Origin of the sequence: Xanthomonas sp. LMC-A-07 (assembly GCF_030208825.1) — a bacterium.
Taxonomy (GTDB): Bacteria; Pseudomonadota; Gammaproteobacteria; order Xanthomonadales; family Xanthomonadaceae; genus Xanthomonas; species Xanthomonas campestris.
This window is the reverse complement of the sequence record NZ_JARVTF010000008.1, coordinates 447,436-459,106: the sequence shown is the minus strand read 5'-3', so window position 1 is coordinate 459,106 and position 11,671 is coordinate 447,436. Positions and strand designations below refer to the sequence as shown.

Genomic DNA, 11,671 nt, shown 5'->3' with positions numbered 1-11,671 from the left:
TGCCGGCTGCATGCGCGGCAGGTCTGCAGGGCAAACAGCACCGCCTGCGCGGCAATGGCCAGCGCGTACGCCGCCACGACGGCGCGCGCGGCACCCAACAGCCGCGCGCATCGCGAGTCCGCGCATGAGCCTCGCCATCCTGTGCCCGGGGCAGGGCGGCCAACACGCCGGCATGTTCGCGCGCATCGCGCAGCTGCCTGCGGCGTCCGACGTGATCGCCACCGCTGCCAACGTGCTTGGCGCCAATCCCATCGCACTCGCTGCCGATCCACATCGCTTCGACAACGCCATCGCGCAACCGCTGGTCTGCGCCGGCACGTTGGCGCACTGGCAGGCGTTGCGTACGCAGTTGCCCACGCCAACGCTGGTGCTCGGCTACAGCGTGGGCGAGCTTGCTGCGCACGCTGTAGCCGGCAGCATCGATATCCCCACCTGCCTGCACCTCGCGGCCACCCGCGCACGGGTGATGGATGCCGCCAGCCCGGCAGACGCCGGCCTGATGGCCGTGGTCGGCCTGTCGATCACCGCCTTGGACGCGCTCTGCCAGAGCCATGGCGCGGCCGTGGCAATCATCAACGGCGACGACCATGCCGTACTCGGCGGGCCGCGCAGTGCGCTGGCCGCACTGAGCAACGACGCCGCCGCGCGCGGGGCCCGCGTCTCCCACTTGCCGGTCAGCGTGCCCGCGCATACGCACTGGCTGCAGCCGGCCGCCGATGCCTTCGCCGCGGTGCTGCACGACAGCGCCGTGCGTGCGCCAATGCAACGCGTGCTCGCCGGCATCGATGCGCGTGCCGTCACCACGCCACAGGCGGTGGTGAGCAGCCTGTCTGCGCAGATCGCGCGCACCGTGCGCTGGCATGACGTGCTGGTGCAGGCCGCCGAACGTGGCGCGCGGGTGTTTCTCGAACTTGGCCCGGGCAGCGCGCTGGCACGCATGGCGCGTGAGCTTCTGCCCGCGTGCGAAGCGCGCTCGGTGGAAGATTTCCACAGCCTGGACGGTGCCGCCGAGTGGGTGAGCGCCGCCTGCGAGCGTGTGGCGTGAGGTGCGGTTGACCGTGGTGCACAGGTAGTAACCCTGGGGTGGCGGGCGGCCATCCGTGCTGTACGCGTATCAGGTGTCTGGGAGGGCGCATGACCCCGCAAATTGCAACGATTCTTGGCTTGGTGATCATGTTCATCGTGGCCACCGCATTGCCCATCAACATGGGTGCGGTGGCGTTCGCGCTGGCCTTCATCATCGGTGGCGTGTGGGTGGGGCTGGACGGCAAGGAGGTCCTGGCCGGCTTCCCGGGCGATCTGTTCCTCACCCTGGTCGGCATCACCTATCTGTTCGCCATCGCGCAGAAGAACGGCACCATCGATCTGCTGGTGCACTGGGCAGTCCGCGCAGTGCGGGGGCGCATCGTGGCCATTCCGTGGGTGATGTTCCTCATCACCGGCCTGCTCACCGCGTTTGGTGCGTTGGGGCCGGCGGCGGTGGCCATCATCGGCCCGGTGGCACTGCGCTTTGCCAAGCAGTACCGCATCAATCCCTTGATGATGGGCTTGCTGGTGATCCACGGCGCGCAGGGCGGCGGGTTTTCGCCCATCAGCGTGTATGGCGGCATCACCAACAAGGTGGTGGAAAAGGCCGGGCTCGATGTCACCGAGATGGCCGTATTCCTCACCAGCCTGGGCTTCAACCTGATGATGGCGATCATCTGCTTCTGCGCCTTTGGTGGTCTGCAGTTGATGCGCCGCAACGAGCTGTCGCTGGCCGATGCGCAGTACGTGCCGGTAGCCGACGACCAGGCCTCCAAGCGGCCGTTCGCCATCGAAGGCCACGGTGCGTTGGTGGCGGCCGGCGGCGGCACCTTGTCGACCAACCCGCTTGCGCTGGAAGCGGTGGCCATCACCCGCGACCGCGTGATCACCCTGGTCGGCTTGCTCGGGCTGGGCGTGGCTGCGCTGGTCTACAACCTCAACGTCGGCCTGGTGTCGATCACAGTTGCGGTGGCACTGGCGCTGATTTCGCCCAGCGCGCAGAAAGGCGCGGTAGATGGCATCAGCTGGTCCACGGTGTTGTTGATCAGCGGCGTGGTGACCTATGTGGCAGTGCTGGAAAAGGCCGGCGCGGTGGACTACATCGGCACCGGCGTCTCGCACATCGGCATGCCACTGCTGGGCGCGTTGCTGGTCTGCTACGTGGGCGGCATCGTGTCGGCGTTTGCCTCGTCGGCGGCGGTGCTCGGTGCCACCATTCCGCTGGCGGTACCGTTCCTGATGCAAGGGCATCTGGGCGCGGCCGGGGTGATCTGCGCATTGGCGGTGTCGTCCACCATCGTCGATGTCAGCCCGTTTTCCACCAACGGCGCGCTGGTGGTGGCCTCGGCCGCCAAGGAAGAGCGCGACGCGCTGTTCCGCCGTTTCCTGGTCTATAGCGGCCTGGTGGTGGTGCTCGGCCCGCTGGTGGCGTGGCTGCTGTTCGTGGTGCCGGGTTGGCTGTGAGCCGGCATGCCGCCGGCAGGGCAGGGGGGCGCGCCCGTAGAATGGGCGCCCTCTTCCCTGCCACGACGATGTTCCCGCCATGACCCTCGCCCCCGATTCGCGCACGACCAAGAAGCGCGTACCGCTCTACGAGGAAGTGGCCGAGCGCCTGCGCCAGAAGATCTACGACTACGTGCTGCCACCGGGCGAATGGATCGACGAACCCGCCCTGGCCGAGGAACTGGGCATCAGCCGCACCCCGCTGCGCGAAAGCCTCAAGCTGTTGGCGGCCGAAGGCCTGGTGCAGCTGGACGCCGGCCGTGGCAGCCGGGTCACGCGCTTGTCGCTGGAAGACCTCAATCAGCTATTCCCGGTGATGGCGATGCTGGAGGGCCGCTGCGCCCACGACGCGGTCAAGCGCATCGACGCGGCCGGCGTGCAGCGGCTGGAGGAACTGCATGCGGCGATGGAAGCGGCCTCTGCCGCAGGCGACCTTGCGGAGTATTACCGCAACAATTATCTGATCCACGAAACCGTGCAGCACTACGCGGGCAATCCGTGGTTGATCCGCGTCACCCACGATCTGCACCGCATTCTCAAGATGCACCGCGGCAGGCAATTGCTCACGCCCGGGCGCATGGCGCAGTCGTTGGCCGAGCATCGGGAGTTGATGGAGTGCGTGCGGCGCGGCGATGCGGACGGTGCCGAGCGGACCATGCACACGCATTTGTTGAGTCAGGGACAGGCGTTGGCGGCGTATGTGGCGGCGGGGGGGATGTTGAATGTGCCTGCGCCGTTGCCGCGGTCGGGTGGGGTTTAGGGGGTTTTCGTTCTGCTGTTTTGAGGTGGGGTGAGGGTGCAGCGGCGTGTGCCTGTTTCGCTGTAGCGAATTCTTGGGCGGTATTTCGGGGTGTGCTGAGTGCGGTGCGGTGCAATTGCTAAGTGCGGAGCACGACAACGTGCATAGCACGGCAAAGTGCAGGGCAGGTGCAGGGCAGGGTAGGGCAATTGCAGGGCAGGGCAAGTGCAGGTGCAGGGCAGGGCAAGTGCACGGCACGGCAAGTGCAGAGCTTTCGCGCCTGCGGCGCGAGTTCCTTTTGTCTTGGCAAAAGGAACCAAAACCGCTGTCGCCGACGCAATCCGGTGCGGTGAAGCCGCACCGGTGCCCTGCGCTCCTCGCCACGCGCGGCACGGCGCCCAAACTCGCTACGCTCAGACAAGGGCGCCTCTTCGGCCACGCGTGACTGCGGTGCTCGGCTTGCTTTAAGGCGACTTGGAGGGAGCAGAAGCAAACGGCAGAGCAAGGCCAACGGCAAAGCAAAAGCAGACGGCAGCGCAAAGGCCAACGACAGAGCGAAGGCCAACCGCAGAGCAAAGGCCAACCGCAGAGCAAAGGTCAACGACAGAGCAAAGGTCAACGACAGAGCAAAGGCCAACGCTCAAAATATCTGCAGAGGCAGAGTGGATGTGGGCTAGAGGCGATCCGCACGAACACGGAAACCACTCCCTTCTCCCCTCGGGAGAAGGTGCCCGAAGGGCGGATGAGGGTACGGGCGCTGCACTACGCTTGGCCAACGCTAGCAGCCAGCTCAGTGGCCGTCAGGTGCACGTGGAGAGGTGCGTCGTACGTCTGGCCCCTCTCGGGAAGGTTCCCGAAGTTGATGAGCGCGCCGTGCTGCAATAGGCCCGAGCAATTCGAGTAATCCGCCCAGATGTTCAATCAGTTGCGTATTGGGCGGTTGCGTCAGTACGTTTGGCTCTTCCCCCGAGAAGGCGCCCAAGCAACAGACGAGGCTGCGGCTGCAGTACTAACGCCCAGTCAACGCAAGCGATCCCTCAACCTGTTCAATCAGTGCGTCTTAGGCAGATGCGTCCAGCACGTTTGGCTTTCCCGGAAGAACGTGCCCAAAGGACAGGCCACGCAACAGTTGCCGCGCTAACGCCCAGGCAACGCAAGCAACCCCTCAACCTCTTCAATCAGGTGTGTGTTTGGCAGTTGCATGAAAACGTCCGGGTGGGCGTAACCCCAGGCAACCGCAGCAAATGGCAGGCCGAGGACCTGTGCGGCTTCCCAGTCGGCGACTTGGTCGCCGACGTAGATGGCTTGTGACGCGGTGTGGCCGGTGGCGCGCAGCACGCGGCGCAGGGCGCGGTGTTTGCCGAGTAGGTGGGCGCCGCCTTCAAAGACGGCGAACAGGGCGCTTAGCTCCGCGCCGAGGGCGCGTTGCACGTTTTCCACCGAGTTGGACGACACCAGGGCCAGCCGGGTGCCGCTGGCGTGGAGCGCGCGCAGTGCCGCGTCCACGCCCGGGAACAGTGCGGGCGGTGGTGCGGCGCGCATCAGGCGGATGAAGTCGGCGGCCACCAGCGGCACACGCCAGCTGCGTAGGCCCGAGTGTTTGAGTAATTCGCGGGTGGTCAGCCGGCGTGCGGCATCCACTTCATGCGCTTCGGCGGCGCGGAAGCCGTGACGGGCGGCGAGGGTGCGCTGGGTGCTCAGGAAGAACCCGAACGAATCGGCCAACGTGCCGTCGAAATCGAAAATGATCAGTGCGGGCATTGCGACGCAGGGGTATCGGGCGCCCTAGCGTACGCGCCGGCACACGGTCGCCGCACGCACACACGTCCCCACGTGTGCGCGCAGGCGACGGCGTCAGGCGTTCGCGAAGTGCGACACGATCGGCGCATCGCCGTTAGCGTGTTCTTCGATCACCTTGCGCTGCATGGTGGACAAGTACGCGTCCAGTTCTTCGGTGGAGGCGAACACATCGCTCAACGGCACCGCCTTGACCATGTCGAAGACCTTGCGGATCTGCGGCTGCGGATGCGCCACCAGCACCTTGCCGTGCCGCGTGGCCAGGGCCTTGCGTGCCTTGAAGATGCTGCGGATGCCGGCGCTGGAGATGTACTCCAGGTCGGCCAGGTCCAGCACCAGGGTGGTGATGGGGGTGGCCAGCAGCGGCGACAGCGCTTCGTCCAGGTCGTGGGAGGTGTGGGTGTCCAGGCGCCCGCTGAGGATGACGCGTTGGCGGGTGTCTTGCGGCGGGTCGATCTGAATGGCGAGCGTGGTCATGGCAATGCCTCGGGGACGGGGGCGTACGGCTGTAACAGGGTGATGCGCACCACGTTGTATGCGCCATCGCGGTGGTAGTGGATGTGATCGGCGAACTGATGCACCAGATACAGGCCCAGACCGCCGATGGGGCGGGCCTCCAGGTCGGCCTCCAATTCCGGCGTGCCGGCCTGGCAGGGGTCGAATGCGCTGCCGGGGTCGCGCAATTCCAGCACCAGCGCCTGCGCGTCCAGCTGCAGATACAGCTGCAGCGGCTGCTCGGCGCACTGGCCATGGGTGAGCGCGTTGCAACCGAGCTCCTCCACAATCAGCCGCACCTGGCCGATGCGCTCGGCGTGCAGGCCTTCACGGGCCAGCGAGTCTTCCAGTACGTCGTTGGCGCCGGCCAGCTGCGCCAGCGACGGGGCGATGGCCAGATCGAGCTTCATTTAGGTCCCGGCCTCCCCGGGATCCCCCCGGCCAGCGGTGTCGACCGTGCCAGCATGCTCCTGGCGCAGCCGGATCGCCAGCAGGGTGATGTCATCGTATTGGTCGGCCTGGCCGGTGAAGCGGGCAATGTCCGCGATCAACGCCTTGCATTGCGCCGCCGCGCTGCGCCGCGGGTGCATGGCCGCCAGCAGCCGCGGCAGCCCGTAACTGGCGCCGTGTTCGTCCATCGCCTCGATCACGCCGTCGGTGTAGCCCAGCAAGGTCTGCCCGGCCGTCATACGCCCCTGCAGCACCGGGTAATGGTCCTGCACCTCGATGCCGAGCGGCGCGCCGGTTTCCAATGGCAGCGGCCGCGCCTGGCCGTCCAGGTCGATCAACAGCGGCGGCTCGTGCCCGGCACTGGCCAGCCAATAGTCACCACTCACCACGTTGATCAACCCGCACAGCACGGTGGCGAACATGCAGGTCTCGTTGTTTTCGGCCAGCCGCGTGGAGGCGGCGATCAAGATCCCGTCCGGGCGCGTGTGGCGGCGCGCGGCAATCTCCAGCACGCTCACCGCGCGCGCCATGAACAAGGCCGCCGGCACGCCCTTGTCGGAGACATCGCCCACCACGAACCACAGCAGCCCCGGTTCGGTCTCCACGAAGTGGTAGAAGTCCCCGCCCACCATCTTGGCTGGCTCCAGCCATGCGCAGGTTTCCAGGTGCGAACTGGCACGGTCGAAGGTGCGCCCGGAAGGCAGCATCGCCTGCTGGATTTCGCGCGCAATCTGCAGCTCGCTCTGCATGCGTTCGCGTGCGGCGGTCATCTCGCCAATCTCGGCGATATGGTCGCGGATCGCGCCGCGCGCGCTATCGAACGCACGCGCCATCACGCCCACTTCGTCGTCGCGTTCGATATGCCGCAGCGGGTACTCGAACTCGCCACGACGGAAATGCTCGGCGGTATCGGTCAGTTCCTCGATCGGCCGCGTCAACTTGCGGGTGATGCGCTGCATCAGCCACCACCACACCAACGCACCCACCAAGGCCGCCAGGGCCACCCAGGCCGCCAGCCAGTTCAGGCCGGACAACACATAGCCTTCGGAGGCCGAGAGCACAAACGTCCACCCGCTATGCCCCACCGCTGCGCTATGGGTGAGGAAGCGCTCGCCATCGGGTGCGGTATGCGAAAACGAAATCGGCTGGCCGGCAGCCACCGCCTTGAGCAACGGCGCCAGATCCGGCCGCGAACGGGCTACGTACGAGGCCAGCGTGCGGCGCAGGTTGAGCGCCGGGTCCGGGCTGAACACCAGCATGCCTTCCGGCGACAACAGCATCGGCTGGATGCCGATATCGCGCGGCAACTGGTCGATGATCTCGCGCAGATGCCGCAGCGGCAGATCCACACTCACCATGCCCACTGGCGCGGCATCGGGCGCATCGCCGGGCCGGCGCAACGGCAGGTTGTAGCTGGTGTACAACTCGCCGCCACCGGCGCTGTTGACGGACGGCTCGGACCACCACGCACGCCCCTCACGCTGGGTGCGCAGGTACCACGGCATGCGTCGGTAGTCGTAGCCCAGTTCCTGCGCGGAATGCTCGACCATGCGCGTGCCATCGCGGCGCACGTACCAGACAAATCCGGTGTCGTTGGCCTTCTGCGTGCCGGGCGCAATGATCAGGCGCGCCGCACCGGTATCCGGGTCGCCGCTGAGCGTGGCCAGCAACAACGCCCGCAGATTGAACGGCTGCAGCCCCACCGCACTGCTGCTCGCCGCCAGCGTGCGCCCGCTCACCTGCACCGAATCCAGCATCGCCGCCAGGCTGCGCGCGGTCTGCTCGGTCAGCCCGTCCACCTCGTTGCGTGCGGCATCCACCAGCTCTGCGCGGGCGCCCAGATAAAACAGCGTGCCCAGCACCGCCAGCAACACCACCAGCACGCCGGTGGCCGCCAGCAGCACACGCATGCGCAGGCTGCGCTGCCAGCGCACGCGCGGGGTGATGACCGCAGCCCGCTCAACAAGTGGAATGGGGCCGGTGGTGATGGCATGCGCTCCCTGGCAGATGCCCAGGATCATCGCAGCTTTGCGGCCGCCCACAATGGCCGCACGTCGGGCACATGCTTAGCTGCGGTAAATTGACCTCGCGGGCTCAAGCGGACTAGATTGGCCCCCCTACCGCCATGGAGGCCGGCCTTGCGCCAGATTCTTACCCCGAGCCTGCTGGCCCTTTTGCTTTCGGCCTGTAGCGCCCCGGAGACCAGCATGACCCAGACCCAATCCCCCGCCACCGAGGCCGCCGCAGAAGCTGACGTCGAAGCGGGCGGCCGCGGCCTTGCCAAGTTGAATCCCAACCCGCGCAAGGCCGTCGAAGTCACGCTTACCCTGAAAAATGCCCCAGGCGCCTTTGGCCTTGTCCAGGGTGCGGCGCAGTACGACGTCAGCAACGAAGACGCATGCGGAAAGATCCAGCCGGAAACCGGGACCGCCGGGCGCATCACCAGCCAGGAAGGTTTCGCGCTGAAGAAGGTGTCCGACACCGAATACCGCGGCACGGTGTACCTGGACCTGATGCAGGACGAAGACTATTACGGCCGTGGCGTCTGCCATTGGGAGTTCAGTGGAGCCAGCGTGATGCTCAAGGCGACTGGTGCGGAAGAAGAGACGCGCTTCTTGTCGTTTATCGAAGCCAAGACGGTGACGGCGCAGCAAACGCAAACCAAGTACTACTGGTCCAAGGGGTATCCGCGCTCGGAGTCCAAGGGCTTCCCGGACACCGGCGAACTCAGCCCGGAAAAATTCAAGGCTGATATCCGCAACGAGCTCTTCACCATCACGTTGGCCGCCAAGGAAGTTGCGCCATGAGCATCCCTTCTCCGCAATACGCCGGTCTGTCTGAGGATGTTTACAAGGACCGTGCAGTAGGCCGGCGCGCGCCTGGGCAAGAAGAGATCGTGACGATCGAGGGACAGCGCTACGCCGTGCTCGATCACGTCAACAACAAGTCCAATGGCTATCAGGGCACCATTTATCGCCGCGAGAGCAGCGGTGAGATCGTGGTGGCGCATCGCGGTACCGAAGGCAACGTCAACGACATCCTCACCGACGCAACCATGGTGACGTCGCGGACCAATCCGCAGGCCGCCGATGCGCTGGCACTGACCCAGAATGCGTTGGCCATGGCGAAGGACGTTGGCAATCGAACCGGACACGCACCCGAAGTGACCGTCACCGGCCACTCGCTCGGCGGTGCGCTCGCACAGATCTCCGCGCACCACTACGACCTCAAGGGAGAAACCTTCAATTCGTATGGCGCGGCAAGCCTGAGCTACCGGATTCCGGAAGGCGGCAACAGCGTGGTCAATCACGTCATGGCCTCCGACCCAGTTAGCGCAGCATCGCCACATTTTGGGCAGGTGCGCATTTACGCCAAGCCCGATGAGATCGCTACGTTAGGTGGCGCCGGCTACAGCAACAGCAAAGCCAACTTTCTGGTTCCCGACTATCCACTGGTCGCGGCAGGCGCTTCGCTGGGCGCGCACAAGCTGGGTAACTTCCTTGGCGAGCACTCGGCGCTCACCGATCCCAACGCACGTCCGCTCGCTGAAAAGAACGCGCGGATGATCGACGAATACCGCAATGATGTGGATGGCCTACGCACCGGCACGACCATTCTCACGCGCAGCGCGCGTGGCCTGGGCCAGGACGCCATCGATGCCGTCCGCGGCCCGCTAGCCCCAGGCGAGCCCGCCAAGCGCGATCACAGCAACGACCACACCTCGTTGCGCATCGATCAGCCCGGCCACGCTGGCAACCCGCTGTTTCAGGACGCCCAGCGCGGCGTGCATGCGCAGGACCTGCGTGCCGGCCGTGCGCCCGATCACCAAAGCGCGCAGCTCTCCGGCGTGCTCGCCTCGGAGATGCATGCCGCTGGCGGCCAGCGCATCGATTCGGTGGCGATGAGTCCGGATGCGGCGCGCACGTTCGCGGTGCAGGGCCGTGCCGATGATCCGGCGCAGCTGCGCGTCAGCGTCGACACCATGACCGCGATGAACACCCCGCTGGAGCAGAGCAGCCAGCGTGTGGCAGAGAACTCCGCGCGTCAGGCCGTGGCGCTGGAACAGCAGCAAACGCAGACCCAGCAACAGCAGCAGGGCGCGCGCGCCATGGGCTGAGTGCGCCGCGATTGCATTGGGGTAGCGCGCGCTACCTCGTATCGCGCCACCTCCAGCACTTCGACACAACGCCGGCTTGCCGGCGTTTTCGTTGTCTGTTTGCGTACGGATGCACCGGGTTTGTGCTGCACACGCACAACAGAACCGCCCGCAACCAATGCGCAGGTGCGCCAGTGCGGTGTTTTCTCGCGCTGAGATATTCCGCAATCACAGTTCGCCTATAGCGACCTCGACCGCGCTGGATCGCCATGCTTGAATCGCCAGCGGTTCGTCGTAGCACCTGGCTAGCTGGAATGGCAGCACGTGCGCGCGACGACATGCACATCGGGGGGATCCGGTACAGCGCCACCTGGCGCGTCATCCATCGATCAAGGGAGCGTTTCATGAGGATGTTTTCTACGCGTCACACCCGTCTGCTGCTGATCCTGGTGCTGTGCATCGTCAGCGCCGGTGCGGGCGCGCAAGGGCTGGCCAAGGGCGCCGATGTCAGCTGGATCAATCAGCAGGCCGCCGCCAACCCGCCGCAGGTGTTTCAGGATGCATCGGGCAAGACCACCGACTTCATCAAGCTGTTCAAGGACGTGGGCGGCAACGCCATCCGCCTGCGCGTGTGGGTGAACCCGCAAGGCGGCTGGAACGATGGCCGCGACACCCTCGACAAGGCCAAGCGCGCCGCCGCGCAGGGCATGCGCATCATGATCGACTTCCACTACAGCGACAGTTGGGCCGACCCGGGCAAGCAGACCAAACCGGCCGCCTGGGCTAGTCACTCAGTGGCCCAGCTCAACACCGACGTCTACAACCACACCCAGGGCATCCTCAAATATCTCAAGGACAACGGCATCACCGTCACCTGGGTGCAGGTGGGCAACGAGATCAACAGCGGCATGCTGTGGGACCAGGGCAAGACGCCCAACTTCGCCAACCTCGGGCAGTTCATCAACAGCGGCTACAACGCCACCAAGGCGGTGTATCCCAACGCCAAGGTCATCGTGCATCTGGCCAACGGCTACGACAACGCCAACTTCCGCTGGTTCTTCGACAACCTGCGCTCGGCCGGCGGCAAGTGGGACGTCATCGGCATGTCGCATTACCCGCCGGTCGGCAGCTGGCAGGATTACAACGCCCGCCTGGAGACCAACCTGCGCGACATGATCTCCCGCTACGGCAGCGACGTGATCGTGGCCGAAGTCGGCATGGACTGGCAGCAAGCCGCCACCACCCGCGCCATGCTCGGCAACCTGATCACCCGCAGCAACGCCATCGGCTCACGCATGCTCGGCATCTTCTATTGGGAACCCAACGCCTACCCAGGCTGGCAGGGCTACACGATGGGCGCCGTCGACAACAATGGCCGGCTCACCGAAGCGCTGCAGGCGTTCTGATCGGCCTCGTTTGCTTGCCCATTCGCCGCCCCTCTCCCCTCGGGGCAAGAAGGCACGGCTTGCGCGCCACTGGCGCGCGTGCCTTGGAGCGCCCGCGCCGCAAGCGCGGGCCGGGGCGCGCAGCGGGGGGTTGGGGTGAGGGTACGGGGCGAAGCCCTC

Annotated in this window: 10 protein-coding genes; 6 read left to right on the top strand and 4 right to left on the bottom strand. The window is 66.0% G+C overall.

Annotated features, from left to right (window positions below):
- Positions 1 to 124 precede the first annotated feature (124 nt).
- From mdcH to QRM89_RS09380, 3 genes are all read left to right on the top strand, one after another.
- Positions 125 to 1,045, top strand: a complete 921-nt coding sequence (gene mdcH, locus QRM89_RS09390) for a malonate decarboxylase subunit epsilon (protein ID WP_285447870.1) — start codon at positions 125 to 127, stop codon at positions 1,043 to 1,045.
- 89 nt (positions 1,046 to 1,134) lie between these two features.
- A complete protein-coding gene (locus QRM89_RS09385; protein ID WP_014509127.1) occupies positions 1,135 to 2,490 on the top strand; it encodes an SLC13 family permease in 1,356 nt (451 codons plus the stop codon).
- A gap of 79 nt (positions 2,491 to 2,569) precedes the next feature.
- The gene (locus QRM89_RS09380; RefSeq protein ID WP_050911236.1) at positions 2,570 to 3,289 is read left to right on the top strand and encodes a GntR family transcriptional regulator; all 720 of its coding nucleotides are present in this window, start codon (positions 2,570 to 2,572) and stop codon (positions 3,287 to 3,289) included.
- 1,116 nt (positions 3,290 to 4,405) lie between these two features.
- Here QRM89_RS09380 and QRM89_RS09375 read toward each other — a convergent pair.
- From QRM89_RS09375 to QRM89_RS09360, 4 genes are all read right to left on the bottom strand, one after another.
- Entirely contained in the window at positions 4,406 to 5,029 is a 624-nt protein-coding gene (locus QRM89_RS09375) for an HAD family hydrolase (RefSeq protein ID WP_285447869.1), read from the bottom strand.
- A 93-nt stretch (positions 5,030 to 5,122) separates the two neighbouring features.
- Positions 5,123 to 5,542 carry an STAS domain-containing protein gene (locus QRM89_RS09370; RefSeq protein ID WP_285447868.1) on the bottom strand — a complete coding sequence of 140 codons (420 nt, stop codon included), beginning with the start codon at positions 5,540 to 5,542 and terminating at the stop codon, positions 5,123 to 5,125.
- On the bottom strand, positions 5,539 to 5,970 hold the full coding sequence (locus tag QRM89_RS09365) for an ATP-binding protein (protein ID WP_011038704.1): 432 nt from the start codon (positions 5,968 to 5,970) through the stop codon (positions 5,539 to 5,541). Before QRM89_RS09365 ends, QRM89_RS09370 begins: the two co-directional genes overlap by 4 nt.
- Positions 5,971 to 7,920 (bottom strand): SpoIIE family protein phosphatase, encoded by a 1,950-nt coding sequence (locus QRM89_RS09360; RefSeq protein ID WP_238152920.1) that lies wholly within the window; start codon positions 7,918 to 7,920, stop codon positions 5,971 to 5,973. It lies immediately after the preceding gene.
- Positions 7,921 to 8,217: 297 nt separating this feature from the next.
- Between QRM89_RS09360 and QRM89_RS09355 the strand changes: the two genes are divergently transcribed.
- From QRM89_RS09355 to QRM89_RS09345, 3 genes are all read left to right on the top strand, one after another.
- Positions 8,218 to 8,817 carry a hypothetical protein gene (locus QRM89_RS09355; protein ID WP_285447968.1) on the top strand — a complete coding sequence of 200 codons (600 nt, stop codon included), beginning with the start codon at positions 8,218 to 8,220 and terminating at the stop codon, positions 8,815 to 8,817.
- Entirely contained in the window at positions 8,814 to 10,127 is a 1,314-nt protein-coding gene (locus QRM89_RS09350) for an XVIPCD domain-containing protein (RefSeq protein ID WP_285447867.1), read from the top strand. Before QRM89_RS09355 ends, QRM89_RS09350 begins: the two co-directional genes overlap by 4 nt.
- A 383-nt stretch (positions 10,128 to 10,510) precedes the next feature.
- Entirely contained in the window at positions 10,511 to 11,512 is a 1,002-nt protein-coding gene (locus tag QRM89_RS09345; protein ID WP_042597207.1) for an arabinogalactan endo-1,4-beta-galactosidase, read from the top strand.
- Positions 11,513 to 11,671: the final 159 nt, after the last annotated feature.

Excerpts from the sequence above, each read along its gene's own strand:
- QRM89_RS09350 (WP_285447867.1), top strand. The coding sequence starts at position 8,814 with ATGAGCATCCCTTCTCCGCAATACGCCGGTCTGTCTGAGGATGTTTAC.
- QRM89_RS09370 (WP_285447868.1), bottom strand. The coding sequence starts at position 5,542 with ATGACCACGCTCGCCATTCAGATCGACCCGCCGCAAGACACCCGCCAA.
- QRM89_RS09380 (WP_050911236.1), top strand. The coding sequence starts at position 2,570 with ATGACCCTCGCCCCCGATTCGCGCACGACCAAGAAGCGCGTACCGCTC.
- QRM89_RS09375 (WP_285447869.1), bottom strand. The coding sequence starts at position 5,029 with ATGCCCGCACTGATCATTTTCGATTTCGACGGCACGTTGGCCGATTCG.
- QRM89_RS09355 (WP_285447968.1), top strand. The coding sequence starts at position 8,218 with ATGACCCAGACCCAATCCCCCGCCACCGAGGCCGCCGCAGAAGCTGAC.
- QRM89_RS09345 (WP_042597207.1), top strand. The coding sequence starts at position 10,511 with ATGAGGATGTTTTCTACGCGTCACACCCGTCTGCTGCTGATCCTGGTG.
- mdcH (WP_285447870.1), top strand. The coding sequence starts at position 125 with ATGAGCCTCGCCATCCTGTGCCCGGGGCAGGGCGGCCAACACGCCGGC.
- QRM89_RS09385 (WP_014509127.1), top strand. The coding sequence starts at position 1,135 with ATGACCCCGCAAATTGCAACGATTCTTGGCTTGGTGATCATGTTCATC.
- QRM89_RS09360 (WP_238152920.1), bottom strand. The coding sequence starts at position 7,920 with ATGCGTGTGCTGCTGGCGGCCACCGGCGTGCTGGTGGTGTTGCTGGCG.
- QRM89_RS09365 (WP_011038704.1), bottom strand. The coding sequence starts at position 5,970 with ATGAAGCTCGATCTGGCCATCGCCCCGTCGCTGGCGCAGCTGGCCGGC.